Genomic DNA, 15,208 nt, shown 5'->3' on the forward strand with positions numbered 1-15,208 from the left:
ATGGAAAGAACGCGGGCGAGCGCGTGGAGCCGTGCGAGGTCAATCCTCTGCGGCGAGCGCGGGATCGTGGGCGAGCAGGTCGCCGGGCTGGCAATCCAGCGCCATGCAGATCGCCTCAAGGGTCGAGAAGCGGATGGCCTTCGCCTTCCCCGTCTTCAGGATCGACAGGTTTGCCAGGGTGATGTCGACGCGCGCGGCAAGCTCGGTGAGGGTCATGCGGCGCGCGTGCAGGAGTTCGTCGAGCCGGACGACGATGGCCATGTCAGACCGTTCCTTCCAGGTCGGTTCGCATGCGCGCGCCATGCGCAAACACGCCGGACAGCACGAACAGCAGCAGCATCGCCAGCCATGGCGTTGGCGAGAGCCCGTCCATCCGCCCCGGGATCGATGCTGCGCCGGAGATCGCCAGCACCGCCAACCGCAGCAGCTCTATCGCCAGCACGCTCCAGGCGATCGCGTTCAGTCGCTGCGCATTGGAGAGGATGAACGCGTCGCCGCCGCGCACGCTGTCGACGATCGCCAGCAGGCGTCGCAAGACGGTGTGAACGATCGCAGCGCCCACGACGCCGATGACCATGATCGCGCGCAGGCCCAGCGATGCCTGCGGGTGCATCGTGGCGAGGTCGAACCCGAGCGGCTTCGAGGGCCAGCCTTCGATGAAGAAACTGGCGCAGAACAGGCAGATGATGGAGGCGGCGTACAGCAGGTTGAGGATGGTCAGCCCCAGGATGATGGGACGGGCGATGGCAAGCGCTCGGGCGGGCATACGGCTCATGGGTAACTCCAGACGGGATGTTGTTAAACGATACGTCACATATCGTATATCAATAAATATGCAGGAAGTCATACCCTCAACGCAAGGGGGCCACTCGCCATCCTTTCGCAGGCTGTCGGCCGGCCCATGGTGGCGCCTGGCTAAGAAAGTGCTGAAGTGCGGGTGTCAGAAGTGAGGTTGGCCGTTGTCAGCTTCTGGCCGGAAGCGGATACGTTGAGAGCCATGGTCAGGCACGAGGCTTGCGCCCGTTGGGGACTCGCCCCTGGCGTCAATTGCCGGCGAGCAACCGCCAGGCGAGCCAGGCCGGCATGCCGAGGTAGTAGGCGACGCGCCCGATCCATTCCAGCGCGTTGCGCGCCGCCGGAGTGGTGGCGGGTCGCAGCGCCGACGTGAGCGCGCCGCCGGCCTCGATGAGGATCCGCAGCGCCGCGGCGAACAGCATCAGCCCGAGCGACCACGAGGCCCACCAGATCAGCAGGCCGGTGAACCAGGCGGCGACGCCGTAGGTCTGCCATTCGCCGAACGGACCGCCGAAGGCGATGATCTGGTGCAGGCGGAACGCGATCAGCGCCGGCAGCAGCGGGAACAGGCCGAACTTCAGCAGCGGATGATCCAGGCGTCGATGCCGGGCCGCGCCGCGCGCTTCGGCGAACCCCGCCAATGCGCCTGCGCCGTCCTCGATACGTGCGGTTGCGCCGGCCGCGGCCAGCATGCGTTGCAGCGCCTGCGGCGGCGATACGGCCAGGCCATGCGTCCAGCGGCGGCCGGAGGCCAGCAGGAGGTCGTAGCCCGCCTGCGGCAGCGGCAGCCGCCACGGCCGCAACGCGGCGATCGACGCCAGCGGGATCTCGATCCGGCGCCGGCGCTGCGCCAGCACCAGCGCGTCGCCTCCGACGGACGCCCTGGCGGCGAACGTCCAGGCGATGCCGCCGGCGAGCACGAGCGGCGCGACGACGGTGGCGCCGAAGATCCGCAGCTGCGCCAGCGAACCCACCTGCAGGCCGGTGCGCAGCAGCATGTCGAGCGCGAGCCAGGCGAGTCCGGCCGCCGCGCACAGGCGTAATGCGGCGACGAGGACACGCGCGGATGGCGTGAGCAAGACGATGTCAAGCGCCTGCGATTCTGCAGCCGTTCGCGCGTGGCGCGCCTGCAGCGCGCGCCAACCCGCTGCCGCGGCCAGCACGAGCAGGAATCCCGCGCCGGCGCGGCCGACCCAATCACCCCAGCGCACCATCAGCGTCGGTGGCGGCGCCTGCGCATGCACATGCGCGGTCAGCACGGCCTGGTCGCCCATCGCGGTCTGCGCCTGCACGGCGCCGGAGTCGTCGATGATCGCCGACAGTCCGTTGGTGGTGACGCGCACCTGCGGCAGCCGCGTCTCGATGCTGCGGAACGCGGCCACGGTCAGGTGCAGGCGCGCGCCGATGGGATGGCCGGTGAACCAGGAATCGTTCGACATGCCGACGATCGCCTGCGCGCCAAGCCGCGCGCCGTCGATCGCCAGTTGCGGGCGCACGTCATCCAGGCAGATCAGCGGCACCACGTCGACCTCGCGCCCGTCGCGGCTGCGCAGCGGCAGCACGCGCGCGCCGTCGCCCGGCCGCCAGCCGCCGGTCCACGGCAGCCAGCGCCGCAGTCGCGGGCCGTCGAGCCAGCGTGGCACGTGTTCGGTCAGCGGGAACGGATGGGTCTTGCGGTAGACGCCGAGCAGGCCGCGATCAGGTTCGAGGAACATCGCGGCGTTGTACTCGCCGGCGTCGTCGCGGTCGTAGCTGCCGAACACCAGCGGTACGCCGGCGGTCTGCACGAAGGCCTGGATCTCGGCGTCGAGCAGCGCGCCGTCCTCGCTGCGCGGCTGGCCGAAGGTGGTCGGGTACACGGTTTCCGACCACAGCAGCGCGTCGGCGCCGTGGTCGCGCAGCGCCGACCACGACAGCGCGTAGTGCGTGTCGAGCACGTGGCGCACCACCGCGTAGGCGCCCATCTCGCGGCGCAGGCGTTCGTAGTCGGTGATGCTGGCCTGGATCATCGCGATGCGCAGCGGCGGCGTGTCCGGGGCCGGCCGCGCCTGCAACGCCGACAGCCTTGCAAGACCGTAGCCGGCCATCAGCACGACGATGGCGCCGGCGGCGGCCAGCGGCTTCAGCCAGCGGCGCATGCCGGCGCGGCGATGCGCGACCGCGCCGGCGATCGCCTCGTTGACCAGCAGCAGCGCGAAGGTCAGCCCGGCCGCGCCGCCGACGTCGGCCAGCTGGCGCAGCGTCGCCGATCCATGCAGGCCGTGGCCGAGCGTGTCGCCGAGCATTTTCGGCGCGAACACCTCGCAGGCGACCCACGCCGACGCGGCCGCCAGCGCGCCCAGTGCGCGGCCGTGGCGGCGGCCGGCCAGCTGCCGCACCAGCGCATAGGCGATCAGCTGCGGCTGCAGCAGCGGCGCCAGCGCGATCAGCAGCGCCGTCGCCGGCAGCGCGCCGATGCCGATGTAGGCGCCGATCGCCGCGCCGAACCAGGCGAACACCGCGGCGACGAACGCGCATGCCATCAGCACGCCCGACAGCAGCGCGCCCCTGGCCGTGCGCGGGCCGTCGAGCGCGCACAGCCACGGCACCAGCACGACGAAGCCCAGCGCCCACGCCTGCGGGACGCGCGCATAGACGGCGAGCAGCATGGCGGCGGCGGCGATGCCGGCGGCATGACGCGCGCCGGGGCCGTGCAGGAACGGCCGCATCAAGGCGGACAAGAGGCGGACCGCGACATCACGGCCCGGGAATGCGGACACGGCGCAGCGGCAACCCCGGCGGCGCGAGTTCGGGCGTCACCACGCGATCTTCCGGCATCGCGACCGGCCGTCCCTGCGCGTCGAGCAGCCTGAAGCCGGGCGCGAACATCAGGATCGGCGCGATCGGTTCGCCGCCGTCGGTCACCTGGTGGTGGCGCACGTAGCCTTCCGGCAGCACGAAGCCGTCGGGCACGACGAGTCCGATCAGCGGCGGGCTGGTCCCGGGCGGATTGAACGCGCCGATGCCGGTGCGGATGCCGGTCTCGTGCAGCGCCTGGATCAGCTCGGCGCCGGTCGGTTCAGGATCGCCGGGGCGGAAATACGCGGCCAGATCGTTGCGGTCGGCGCCGGGCGCCGGCCGTGTCCCGCCGCCGGGTCGCGGCCGCGCCAGCGCAAGGGACGCACCGGGTGGCGGCGCGGCGGCCGGAAGCGCCGCCGGCGCCGCTGCGTCGCCGCCACTAGCGCCGGCCGCCACCGTGGACGGCGGCGCGCGCAGCGACCACACGGCCACGCCGACGATGCCGACGACGGCCGCTGCCACGGCCCAGCGCGCCGCGCGCCGGGCCGGCCGCGGCACCGGCACCACGCGCACGCCGTCGGCATCGGCGGCCGGCGGCGTGCTTTCGCGCGGGGGACGGGATGCGGCCATGCGTTGCGGCTAGCCCCGGCTCACGGCGAGGCCGGGTTGTAGACCGACAGCGCCCAGCCCATGCGCTCGTGGCCGAACTGGTTCCAGATCGGGCTGCGGCCGTTGGTGAAGCTGGCATAGCGCGGCGCGCCGCTGCCGGTGCTGCCGCCCCAGATGCCGGCGCTGACCGTGCCGCCGGTGTAGGTCGGGTGCACGTCGTCGGACTGGATGTAGTCGTACGAGTTGGAGGCACTGACGAACTTGGTGTTGGCGTCGCGCAGGGTGCCGCGCAGGGTCACGGTGACGCGCTGCACGTAGGCCGCCTCGGTTTCGCCGGCCACGTAGCGCAAGGCGTCCGAATCGATGCGGCCGTCGCCGTTGCTGTCGTGGTCGGCGCCCATGTACTGGGCGAAGCTGTCGGCGCACTGGAAGCCCTTCTGCCGCGCGTATTCGCACATCCAGTAGTTCATCTTCGCCAGCGCCGGCAGGAAGCGGTCGCGCAGGTTCACCGTCTGCCCGGTCGCCGAATCGCGGCAGGAACTCTGCACGTTGTCGGCGGCGTAGCCCGGGTAGTAGACGTTGGAGATGACCTTGAGGCGGGTGTTGGGGTGCGCGTTGGCGTTGATGTAGTCCATCGCCCGGGCGACGTAGGTCTTGCAGGTGTTCACCGCCGCGTCGAGCCCGCCGTAGTTGCAGGTGCCGGACTGCGACTTGAACGCCGAACGCGCCTGCAGGCCGTCGTTGCCGCACATCTCGAAGGTGACCACGCGGGTGGACGCGGCCTGCATGTACGAGCGCTCGGCGACGATCTTGTTGTCGTAGACGTCCTTGGCGACCGCGCCGGACTTGGTGCGGCGGATGGTTTCGATGTCGGCGTTCCAGCGCGCGGACAGGTATTCGCCGTCGACCGTCGGCGCCGAGTAGCGCGCCGCGTTGCTGATCGAGCCGTTGTAGCCGGCGTAGATGGAATCGCCGTAGGCGACCACGCGGTACTTGGCGCTGGTGCCGGCGCGGTCGATGGTCCAGGACACGTTCTGGTTGAGGGTGTTGGCCAGCGCGGGTGCGGAAAGCGCCAGCAGTGCGACGACGGGCAGGCCCCGACGGGCCAGGGTGCGTAACCGGGTCTTCATCCTTTTCCCCTTCGACGGGTGTGCGCCCGCGGCGGCTGCCACGGGCGTTACGACGGAAAACGAACTTCGACATCGCGACGGGGCGCCGGCACCGCCGGCCGTCCGAGGGGGGCATCGCGGACCGGACGCTAGCGTATGGGCCAAGGCTGCGCATTCTGCGCTGCAGCAGGGGGGAGCAGGGCCGAGAAGCGGGGGGCGGGAAGGATCATGGGTGACAGGCCCGATGCGATCGCAGCGGGACGCTACCGCAGGGCTTGGGCTTTGCGGACAACGCGATCCGATGGAGCGCGCGTTCGATGGCACCACGCTTCGTCGCCTGTCCAGGGGTCCTGTCGGCCCCGATGGCATCCGGTCGCATGCGGCTTGCCGCCGCGCCCGACGCGCCGCACCCTGCAGACCGTCCCGATCGCCGTTAACGAGGTGTCCCCAAGATGAAGACGCTCATCGCCCTGCTGGCCTGGTGCGTGCTGCTGGTGCTGTGCTGGCCGCTGGCGTTGTTGGCCTTGGTGCTATGGCCGCTGGTGTGGCTGCTGTCGCTGCCGTTCCGCCTGGTCGGCATCACCTTCTCGGCGCTGTTCGCCTTCCTGCATGCGCTGCTGATGCTGCCGGCGCGCTTGCTCGGCGGCGGTCCGGCGCCTGACCGTGCCACCGCCGGCTGAACCTTGCCCGGCCTTCCGCCACTGCCACCACGCGAAAGCAATGCCGCGCACATTGGTGCAGCGGCGGCACAGCCTGAAGTCCGGATCCGCACGAGACGGCAACCGACGCATGCCTGATCGGTTGTGGGAGCGGCGTCAGCCGCGACAGGTCATGCGCATGTCCGTCGCGACTGACGTCGCTCCCACGGGCAGCAAAGGGCCATCGAAGCGGATGCGCTGCGGATCAGCCGGCCTTCTTCTCCGCGATCCAGCGATCCACGCGCCGCTCCAGCAGGTCCAGCGGCATCGCGCCGCCGCCGAGCACGGCGTCGTGGAAGCCGCGGATGTCGAATCCTTCGCCGAGCGCGGTCTCGGCCTTCTTCCTCAGTTGCTGGATCCTGATCATGCCGATCTTGTACGCGGTCGCCTGGCCGGGGTTGACCAGGTAGCGGCGCACCTCGGAGCGGATGGCCGCGTCCGGCACCGAGCTGTTGGCGCGGAAGTAGTCGAAGGCCTGCTGCTCGGTCCAGCCCTGCGCGTGCAGGCCGGTGTCCACCACCAGCCGGATCGCGCGCCACATGTCCGACATCAGGCGGCCGTATTCGGAATACGGATCCTGGTAGGTGCCGGGCATCTCCCTCGCCAGCCATTCGGAATACAGCGCCCAGCCCTCGGTGTAGGCGGTGTCGAACTGCTGGGTGCGGAAGGTCGGCACGCCGGTCAGTTCCTGCGCGATCGAGATCTGCATGTGGTGGCCGGGCAGGCCCTCGTGGTAGGCGATGACCTCCAGTTCGGTCTTCGGCATCGCCTTCATGTCCGACAGGTGCGCGTAGTAGACGCCGGCGCGCGATCCGTCCGGGGTGCCGGGGTAGTAGTGCTGGGCGGCGCCGTCCTGCTCGCGGAACGGCTCCACCCGCTTGACCACCAGGTCGGCCTTGGGCAGCAGGCCGAAGTACTGCGGCAGCTGCTGCTTGATGTTGTCGATGGCGGCGGTGGCCTCGTCGATGTAGGCCTGGCGGCCGGCGTCGGTGTCCGGGAAGCGGAAGCGCGGGTCGCTGTCGAGGAACCTGAAGAACGCCTGCAGATCGCCCTGGAACTGCACGCGCTGCATCAGCGCCTCCATCTCGCCGCGCAGGCGCACGACCTCGGACAGGCCGAGCTGGTGGATCTCCCCGGCGGTCATCGCGGTGGAGGTGTTCTCGCGCAGCTGGTAGGCGTAGTAGGCCGCGCCGTTGGCGTGGGTGCTGCCGACGCCGGCGGCGTTGTCGGCGGCCTTGGGCAGCTCCTCCTCGGCGAAGGCGATGACGCGCCGGTAGGCCGGAGCGACGTGCTCCAGCAGCGCGGCGCGGGCCTGTTGCTTCAGTTCGGCGGCGCGCTCGGCGGTGATGGTTCCCTTCTCGGCCAGCGCGTCGGCCTTGGCCTGGGCGTCGGCCCACAGCGCGCTGTCCTGGCCGGCATCGAACGGCGCGCCGCCGATCACCTTGCGCGACTGGTCGATCACGCCCTCGTAGGCGAACTTCGGCGGGCGGATGCCCTGCCCGGCCGAGGCGCGGGCGCGCTCGAGCAGTTGGTCGAACAGCATCGCCAGCTTCTGCAAGCGCGAGACGTAGGCCAGGTAGTCCTGCTCGTCGTCCACCTTGTGGAAGTTGATCAGGTAGGTCGGCGCCGCGTTCTGCATACCGTTCATCTGGTCGAACGGATAGCCGTTGCCGAGGAACGGCAGGCCGTCGCGGGCGCTCTCGTACTGGCGCTTCCACAGGTCCCAGGACAGCTGCGCTTCCGGATCCAGCCTGGCGTAGTCGAAGGTGGACTCCATCTCCCTGACCGAGGCCTGCAGCCAGTCGATCCGCTTGCGGATGCCGGCCTCGGACATGTCGTCGAGCTGGTCGTTGAGTTCCTTGCGGCCGAGGAAGGTCAGCTGGATCGGGCTGAACTGCAGCAGTTGCTCGTACTGATCCTCGAACCAGGCGTTCAGGCGCGCCGATTCCTCCTGCGTCACCTGCGCGGTCGCGGCGGGCGAATCGGTGGCGGAAGGAGAAGGCGAGCAGGCCGCGAGTGCCAGGGCGAGCGCGAGTGCGAGGGTGCTGCAGGCGACGACGGGACGCATGGACGGATCTCCGGGGAGTCGGGAAGCGAAGCCCATTCTGCGGCCTGGCCACCACGTCGACCCATGAGGATCGTCATGCCCCGGCCACCGGTGGAGGCGATGCCCGGGCCGGTCGGGTACGATGCTCGCCCCCCCGTGGTGCCGGCGCCATGACCGATCAAGACAAGTCCAACGCTCCCGTGACCCAGTCCCAGGCCGAGGAGGCCGTGCGCACGCTGCTGCGCTGGGCGGGCGAAGACCCCGCGCGCGAAGGCCTGCTCGACACGCCCAAGCGCGTGGCCGAGGCCTATGCCGACTGGTTCAGCGGCTACCGCGACGACCCGCGCGAGTACCTGGCGCGCACCTTCGAGGAGGTGGCCGGCTACGACGAGATGATCGTGCTGCGCGACATCGAGTACGAAAGCCATTGCGAGCACCACATGGCGCCGATCATCGGCAAGGTCCACGTCGGCTACCTGCCCGACGGCAAGGTCGTGGGCATCAGCAAGCTGGCGCGGGTGGTCGATGCCTACGCGCGCCGCTTCCAGGTGCAGGAGAAGATGACCGCGCAGATCGCCCAGACCATCCAGGACGTGTTGCAGCCGCGCGGCGTGGCGGTGGTGGTCGAAGGCGCGCACGAGTGCATGACCACCCGCGGCGTGCACAAGCGCGGGGTCAGCATGGTCACCTCGAAGATGCTCGGCGAGTTCCGCGAGGACGCGCGCACCCGCGCCGAGTTCCTGCGCTTCATCGAAGGCAGCGGCCGCCGCTGAGCGCCGTCTGGTGGGAGCGACGTCAGTCGCGACGGGGCTTTACCGATGGCCTGTCGCGACTGACGTCGCTCCCACAAAGGGGGAACGAATGACCAGCACGAATGCCGACTGCCCCTGCGGCTCGGCGCGCCGCTATCCGGACTGCTGCGGCCGCTGGCACGCCTGGCCCGCGCCCGACGCCGAGGCGCTGATGCGCTCGCGCTACTGCGCCTTCGTGCTGCGCGACGCCGGTTACCTGCGCGCGACCTGGCATCCGGACACTTGTCCCGGGGATCCGCTCGGCGAGGCCGATGGCGCACGCCCGACCTGGCTGGGATTGCAGGTGAAATGGCATCGCGGCGAGGGTGATGGCGCCGAAGTGGAGTTCGTCGCCCGCTACCGCGTCGGCGGCGGCCGCGCGGTGCGCCTGCACGAGCGCAGCCGCTTCGTGCGCGAGGACGGCCGCTGGTTCTACGTCGATGGCTTCATGCCGCGGGCACGAACATGAAGCGCAGGATCGCCGGCGGTCGCCAACGGCGATGCGAACCGGCAAAGTAGCCGCACCCCCACCGGTCAGGACGGCCGACGATGAACTCCCTGCTGCTCGCCGCGGCGCTCGCCACGCAGGCGGCCGCGCCGCCGATACCCGTGCCTTCCGCCGCACCGGCGCCGGTCGCCGCGCCCGATGCTGCCTTCATCACCTGCCTGGCCGCCTTGCGGGAGCAGGCCGCCGCGCAGGGCATCACCGGCGAGACGTTCGCGCAGCACACCGGCGACCTGCGGCCCGATCCCGGCGTGCTGGCGCTGCTGGATGCGCAGCCGGAATTCACCACCCCGCTGTGGGACTACCTGGCCGCGCTGGTCGACGATCAGCGCGTGGCCGATGGCCAGGCCATGCTCGCGCAGCACCGGGATCTGCTCGTGCGGGTGGCGGCCGACTACGGCGTCGATGCCGCGACGGTGATCGCCGTGTGGGGCGTGGAAAGCGACTACGGCCGCGTGTTCGGCAACAGGCCGTTGCTGGCGTCGCTGGCCACGCTGTCGTGCCAGGGCCGCCGCCAGCCGTTCTTCCGCGGCGAACTGTTCGCGCTGCTGCGGCTGCTGCAGGACGGCGACCTGCGCGGCGAGGGCCTGGCCGGATCCTGGGCCGGCGCGTTCGGGCATACCCAGTTCATGCCGTCCACCTATGCGCGCATCGCGGTCGATGGCGACGGCGATGGCCGCCGCGATCTGGTCGCCAGCATTCCCGACGCGCTGGCGTCCACGGCCCATTACCTCCAGCGCGCCGGCTGGCGCAGCGGCCAACCGTGGGGCTACGAGGTGCGCGTGCCGGCGGATCTCGACGCCGCGCTGGCCGGGCGCACGCGCCGGCAGCCGCTGTCGGCGTGGCGCGCGCTGGGCGTGGCGCGCATGGACGGCGCGGCCATCGAGCTGCCGGCCGACACTCCGGCCGCGCTGCTGCTGCCGACCGGGCGCGAGGGGCCGGCGTTCCTGGTGTTCCGCAACTACGACGCGATCTATGCCTACAACGCCGCCGAGAGCTATGCACTGGCGATCGCGCTGCTGGCCGATCGCCTGCGTGGCGGCGGCGGGTTGATCGCCGCCTGGCCGACCGACGACCCCGGGCTGGGCCGCCCGCAGCGGCGCGAACTGCAGGCGCTGCTGCTGGCGCGCGGCCACGCCATCGGCAGCGCCGACGGCATGATCGGCACGCTGACCCGCCGCGCGATCCAGGCCGAGCAGTTGCGCCTGGGCCTGCAACCGGCCGACGGCCGCGCCGGCGCGAAGATCCTGCGCACGCTGCAGGCCGAGGCCGCCGCGCCGATCGCGCTGCCGGCGGCTTCGCCCGCGCCGCCGGTGCCGGTGCCGGCACGCATCGAGGAAGCGCGACCATGATGCCGCTGCTGCCCGGCGTGCGCATGGACCACCACGCCGGCCTGCCGGCGCTGTGCGTGCACACGCCGCTGTGCCGCGCGGCGATCAGCCTGCATGGCGGCCAGCTGCTGTCGTTCGTGCCCGAAGGCGGGCAGGACGTGCTGTGGCTGTCGCCGGCCACCACGCGCCCGCCTGGCGCGCTGCGCGGCGGCGTGCCGGTGTGCTGGCCGTATTTCGGCCGCCAGGGCCAATCCGCGGACGCGCCGCAGCACGGCCACGCGCGGCTGTCGCGCTGGCACCTGGTCGATGCCGCACGCGAGGCCGACGGCGTCGTCCGCATCACGCTGGCGCTGCCGCAGCGCCCCGGCGACGGCCTGATGCTGGCGCAGACGCTGCGGCTGGGGCACGTGCTGGAGCAGACCCTGACCACGGTCAACACCGGCGATGCGACGCTCGCCTTCAGCCAGGCGCTGCACAGTTACTTCCATGTCGGCGATGCGATGCAGGCGTCGCTGGCCGGCGTGGACGGACTGCGCTACGCCGACAAGCTCGACGGCGGCGAGCATCTCCAGGCCGGCGATTGGACGCTGGACGATCCACGCGATCCCGGCCGCTGCGATCGCGTCTATGTCGATGCGCTCGGCCGCTACGTGCTGTCCGATCCGGCCAACCGGCGGCGCCTGCACATCGAGACCCGCGGCAGCGCCTCGCTGGTGGTCTGGAATCCCGGCGCGGCCGGCGCGCCGGCCGACGTGCCCGCCGATGGCTGGCGGCAGTTCGTCTGCGTCGAGGCCGCCAACGCCGGCGCCGATGCGGTAACGCTGGCGCCCGGGGCGCGGCATGCGTTGTCGCAACGGATCCTGGTGGAAGAAGTGTCACGGATAACCGCCGTGGGAGCGACGTAAGTCGCGACAGCTATCGGGAAAGCCACCTCGCGACTGACGTCGCTCCCACAAAAGGAGTATCCGGATTGCGGTGTGGGATGGGTTGCCTGGCTGTCCGCGGATTCCTTCTCCCGCTTGCGGGAGAAGGTGCCCGAAGGGCGGAGGAGGGCGCTTTGCGCGTGCTCGATGCACGCTCATCCGGGGAAAGTCACGCCGGAGGTACACTGCCGGGCCTTTCCACGCGGATCCGCCGCTCAGTGAATACCGTCCCGGTCCCCGGCGCGCGCCGCGCCGCGTTGATCTTCATCTTCGTCACGGTGCTGATCGACATCCTCGCCTTCGGCGTGATCATCCCGGTGCTGCCGGCGCTGGTGAAGGAGTTTACCGGCGGCGACGATGCGCGCGCGGCGCTGTGGGTGGGCCTGTTCGGCACGCTGTTCTACGCGATCCAGTTCGTCTGCGCGCCGGTGCAGGGCACGCTGTCGGATCGCTACGGGCGGCGGCTGGTGATCCTGCTGTCGTGCCTGGGCCTGGGCCTGGACTTCCTGCTGATGGCGGTGGCGCAGACGCTGCCGCTGCTGCTGCTGGCGCGGGTGTTCTCCGGGGTGTTCTCGGCCAGCTTCACCACCGCCAATGCCTACATCGCCGACGTCACCGCGCCGGAGAAGCGCGCGCAGGCCTACGGCATGATCGGCGCGGCGTTCGGCGTCGGCTTCGTGATCGGCCCGCTGATCGGCGGGACGCTGGGCGAGATCGACCTGCGCCTGCCGTTCTGGTTCGCCGGCGGGCTGGCGCTGCTCAACTTCCTGTACGGCCTGTTCGTGCTGCCCGAATCGCTGCCGAAGGAAAAGCGAACGCCCGCCTTCGATTGGTCGCACGCCAATCCGCTGGGATCGCTGCTGCTGCTCAAGCGCTACCCGCAGGTGTTCGGCCTGGCCGCGGTGGTGTTCATCGCCAACCTGGCCCACTTCGTCTATCCCAGCGTGTTCGTGCTGTACGCCGATCACCGCTACCAGTGGGGGCCGAAGGAAGTGAGCTGGGTGCTGGCCGGCGTCGGGGTGATGAGCGTGATCGTCAACGCGGTGCTGGTCGGGCGGATCGTCCGGCGCATCGGCGAGCGCCGCACGCTGCTGCTGGGGCTGATGTGCGGCGTGGCCGGTTTCGCCGTCTACGGATGGGCGCCGACCGGTGCGATGTTCCTGCTCGGCCTGCCGATCAGCGCACTGTGGGCGCTGGCCGCGCCGGCGACGCAGGCGCTGATCACCCGCCAGGTCGGCGAGCGCGAGCAGGGTCGCGTGCAGGGCGCGCTGAGCAGCCTGGCGAGCCTGGCCGGCATCTTTGGGCCGATGCTGTTCGCCGGCACCTTCGCGCTGTTCATCGGCCCGCGCACGCCGTTGCCGCTGCCGGGTGCGCCGTGGCTGCTGGCCGGCCTGTGCCTGCTGATCGGCGTGCTGGTGGCCTGGCGGCATGCGCGGCCCGCGCCGGCGACCGGCACGGGCGGGCCGACGCGATAGCCAGCCGGCATTGCGCGGCGGCGGTTGGCCACCGCCGCGCTTGCTCAGTCGTCCTCGACGTGGATGATCTCGCCGGTCTGGGGATCCAGGTGGATCTCGACGTCGTCGCCGTTGGCGTTGTCGGCCTCGGCCTTCCAGATGCCGTCGTCGAAATCGACGTCGTGGATCCTGGAATACCCCGCGGCCGCCAGCCGCGCCTTGATGTCGGCCTCGCTGAAGCGCGAGACCTGCGCGTCGGCCAGGATGTTGCCGTTGGAAGGATTGACGCGCACGTCGACGCGCTTGCCGTCCGCGCTGGTGGCGTCGGCCTCCCACATGCCGTCCTCGAAATCGATGTCGTCGATGTCGGTGTAGCCGTTCTCGGCCAGCAGCGCGCGCACCTGCGGCTCGGTCATCGTCTGCTGCGCCAGCGTGGCGCCGGCCACCAGCGGCAGCGCGAGCAGGCAGGCGGACAGGAGGGACTTGCGCATGATCGGTTCCTCTTTCGTCATTGCAGGAAGCGCCACGCTGTCACAGCCCGCGCGATCAGCGGGTGAATCACCCGGCGTGCACCTGGATGAATGCCTCCATGCCGCGCCCGCGATGCACGTGCGCCGGGACAGGGCCGTTTCGATCGAGGGTGTTAGCCTGGATGCGGCCACGGGCACGAAGGCCCGGCCGGACGGTCAAGCATCACCAGGGGCCGCGCTCGGGGTATCGGAAACCGATGCGCTCCTGCGCGCCGCGCGTATCGTGATGATCGCAACGGCAAACGATGCCCCCGAACCGAAGCCGCCGGCGAAAAGCGCGAGCAATTCGACCGCCCTCACCTCGCGTCCCACGATGGTGGCGGCCGCCAGTGCGGAAATGACCGTCGCAATTACCGCGGCCAGGATGGCCGCCTTCTGCTTGAGTCCCACAAGTTCCTCCTGAGGCCAAAGGCCTGGATCAGGCCGTGCCGGGAAGCACGGCGGCTTGGATGACGGCTGGACCACGGGTGCGTGGAAAGCGATTCGATCCTGCATTTGCCCAGGCCCCTTGTATTGGAACGGGCTTTCCATCGAAGCGACTCCCGCAGGCTCGACATGGATTGGATTCGTTCCCGGGCGATTCTGTCAATCCGCGCGATTCCGGATGAAAACGGCTTGCCCGGATTCGCGAAGGCCCTGCCGGAAGGCTGATGGCGTTGCCCGGCATGAACCGCTCGATGTTCAGTCGTACGCCATCCCGTTCCGCTTCTCCGCCGCCACCGCCCAGCGGGCCGCCACGACGGGCGAGGTGATGCACACCGCCTCGTCGGTCATGGTGGTGACGGCGCGCTCCAGCAGCTGGATGTCGGCTTCGTGCTGGCGCGCCACGTGCGGGTCCTCGAAGAAGATGGCGCGCTGGCAGCGCCCTTCCAGCACGCGGTCGGCGATCTGCGCGTCGCCGCCCATCGGACCGCTGAGGTGGCGCTCGACCCACGGCTCGCCCGCCGGCCAGCCGCGGCTCCAGGCCAGTTCGTTGAGAAGCTGGCCGGTGGTGCCGGTGGCGACGCGGTGGATGCAGCGCGAGAGCAGGTCGAAATGCCCGGCGGCGAAGGCCAGCATCTGCGGCTTCATCGCGTCGTGGGCGATCAGCGCCAGGATCTGCCGCTCCAGCGCATGCAGGTCGTCGGCGCCGGGATCCGGTGCGAGACCGGCGTGGATGCGTTCCATCTCGATCCAGTCGCGCGCGCTGGCGACGGTGGAGATGAACGGCTTGCCGTGGATCACGCACTGGCGCTTGAGCGCGACGGCCTCGGGGAATATGGAGGAAGGATCGACCGGATCGATCAGGTACAAGGCGCCGTCGAGCGTGCGCGCGTCGCCTTCCATGCCGACCACCTCGGCCACCAGCTTCATCAGCCCGCCGTCGCGGCCGTACGGATAGCGCCGCAGGCCGGCATGGCCGGCCAGCATGCCGGCCGCGACAATCGCGTCGTAGGTGCGCCCGACCGCATGCAGGCCCAGGTCCAGTTCGCGGATGCCCGGCTCGCAGGCGCGCAGCCAGCGGAACAGCGCGGCGTCCCCGGTGGCGTGGTGCAGGCGGTTGGCGGCAAGGCCCAGGCGCATCGCGATCCCTCGGTGCAGGCGTGATGCGCCATGATCATCAGTGTGTGGCGCGCTTGTCCATACGCCTTGCGGAGC

At 70.6% G+C, this 15,208-nt stretch carries 15 protein-coding genes; 7 read left to right on the forward strand and 8 right to left on the reverse strand.

All coding sequences use genetic code 11. The features are described 5' to 3' along the window. Positions 1 to 39: 39 nt before the first annotated feature. The 5 genes from AAG688_RS00680 to AAG688_RS00700 all read right to left on the reverse strand — a co-directional run bounded on the left by AAG688_RS00680 (position 40) and on the right by AAG688_RS00700 (position 5,312). A complete protein-coding gene (locus AAG688_RS00680; protein ID WP_411833449.1) occupies positions 40 to 261 on the reverse strand; it encodes a helix-turn-helix domain-containing protein in 222 nt (73 codons plus the stop codon). Between the two features lies 1 nt (position 262). Next, positions 263 to 775 carry a DUF2975 domain-containing protein gene (locus AAG688_RS00685; protein ID WP_411833450.1) on the reverse strand — a complete coding sequence of 171 codons (513 nt, stop codon included), beginning with the start codon at positions 773 to 775 and terminating at the stop codon, positions 263 to 265. A gap of 268 nt (positions 776 to 1,043) precedes the next feature. Next, positions 1,044 to 3,515 carry an apolipoprotein N-acyltransferase gene (lnt, locus tag AAG688_RS00690; RefSeq protein ID WP_411833451.1) on the reverse strand — a complete coding sequence of 824 codons (2,472 nt, stop codon included), beginning with the start codon at positions 3,513 to 3,515 and terminating at the stop codon, positions 1,044 to 1,046. A 16-nt stretch (positions 3,516 to 3,531) separates the two neighbouring features. Beyond that, positions 3,532 to 4,203 (reverse strand): hypothetical protein, encoded by a 672-nt coding sequence (locus AAG688_RS00695; RefSeq protein WP_411833452.1) that lies wholly within the window; start codon positions 4,201 to 4,203, stop codon positions 3,532 to 3,534. A gap of 20 nt (positions 4,204 to 4,223) precedes the next feature. Then, positions 4,224 to 5,312, reverse strand: coding sequence for a hypothetical protein (locus AAG688_RS00700; protein WP_411833453.1), 1,089 nt, complete (start codon positions 5,310 to 5,312; stop codon positions 4,224 to 4,226). A 431-nt stretch (positions 5,313 to 5,743) separates the two neighbouring features. Here AAG688_RS00700 and AAG688_RS00705 point away from each other — a divergent pair, with 431 nt between their 5' ends. Further along, complete coding sequence (locus tag AAG688_RS00705; protein ID WP_411833454.1) at positions 5,744 to 5,971, forward strand: hypothetical protein; 228 nt, start codon at positions 5,744 to 5,746, stop codon at positions 5,969 to 5,971. Between the two features lie 223 nt (positions 5,972 to 6,194). Here the strand turns inward: AAG688_RS00705 and AAG688_RS00710 are convergent, their stop codons facing one another. Then, complete coding sequence (locus tag AAG688_RS00710) at positions 6,195 to 8,057, reverse strand: DUF885 domain-containing protein (protein ID WP_411833455.1); 1,863 nt, start codon at positions 8,055 to 8,057, stop codon at positions 6,195 to 6,197. Between the two features lie 149 nt (positions 8,058 to 8,206). Here AAG688_RS00710 and folE point away from each other — a divergent pair, with 149 nt between their 5' ends. From folE to AAG688_RS00735, 5 genes are all read left to right on the forward strand, one after another. Next, positions 8,207 to 8,809, forward strand: a complete 603-nt coding sequence (folE, locus tag AAG688_RS00715) for a GTP cyclohydrolase I FolE (protein WP_411833456.1) — start codon at positions 8,207 to 8,209, stop codon at positions 8,807 to 8,809. Between the two features lie 88 nt (positions 8,810 to 8,897). Continuing rightward, complete coding sequence (locus AAG688_RS00720) at positions 8,898 to 9,296, forward strand: YchJ family protein (protein ID WP_411833457.1); 399 nt, start codon at positions 8,898 to 8,900, stop codon at positions 9,294 to 9,296. Positions 9,297 to 9,376: 80 nt separating this feature from the next. Continuing rightward, positions 9,377 to 10,684 carry a lytic murein transglycosylase gene (locus AAG688_RS00725; RefSeq protein WP_411833458.1) on the forward strand — a complete coding sequence of 436 codons (1,308 nt, stop codon included), beginning with the start codon at positions 9,377 to 9,379 and terminating at the stop codon, positions 10,682 to 10,684. Continuing rightward, complete coding sequence (locus AAG688_RS00730; protein WP_411833459.1) at positions 10,681 to 11,568, forward strand: D-hexose-6-phosphate mutarotase; 888 nt, start codon at positions 10,681 to 10,683, stop codon at positions 11,566 to 11,568. Before AAG688_RS00725 ends, AAG688_RS00730 begins: the two co-directional genes overlap by 4 nt. Before the next feature lie 224 nt (positions 11,569 to 11,792). After that, on the forward strand, positions 11,793 to 13,061 hold the full coding sequence (locus tag AAG688_RS00735; protein WP_411835048.1) for a TCR/Tet family MFS transporter: 1,269 nt from the start codon (positions 11,793 to 11,795) through the stop codon (positions 13,059 to 13,061). Positions 13,062 to 13,105: 44 nt separating this feature from the next. Here the strand turns inward: AAG688_RS00735 and AAG688_RS00740 are convergent, their stop codons facing one another. Beyond that, positions 13,106 to 13,531: a PepSY domain-containing protein gene (locus tag AAG688_RS00740; protein ID WP_411833460.1), complete on the reverse strand. Its 426-nt coding sequence runs from the start codon at positions 13,529 to 13,531 to the stop codon at positions 13,106 to 13,108. On the opposite strand from AAG688_RS00740, the gene AAG688_RS00745 reads away from it, so the two are divergent. Further along, positions 13,530 to 13,973, forward strand: coding sequence for a hypothetical protein (locus AAG688_RS00745; RefSeq protein WP_411833461.1), 444 nt, complete (start codon positions 13,530 to 13,532; stop codon positions 13,971 to 13,973). The genes AAG688_RS00740 and AAG688_RS00745 overlap by 2 nt on opposite strands. A gap of 278 nt (positions 13,974 to 14,251) precedes the next feature. On the opposite strand, the gene AAG688_RS00750 is transcribed toward AAG688_RS00745, so the two are convergent. Continuing rightward, entirely contained in the window at positions 14,252 to 15,133 is an 882-nt protein-coding gene (locus tag AAG688_RS00750) for a methylglyoxal synthase (protein WP_411833462.1), read from the reverse strand. Between the last annotated feature and the right edge of the window lie 75 nt (positions 15,134 to 15,208).

This window comes from Pseudoxanthomonas mexicana (genome assembly GCF_046736355.1).
In the GTDB taxonomy this organism is placed as follows: domain Bacteria; phylum Pseudomonadota; class Gammaproteobacteria; order Xanthomonadales; family Xanthomonadaceae; genus Pseudoxanthomonas_A; species Pseudoxanthomonas_A mexicana_B.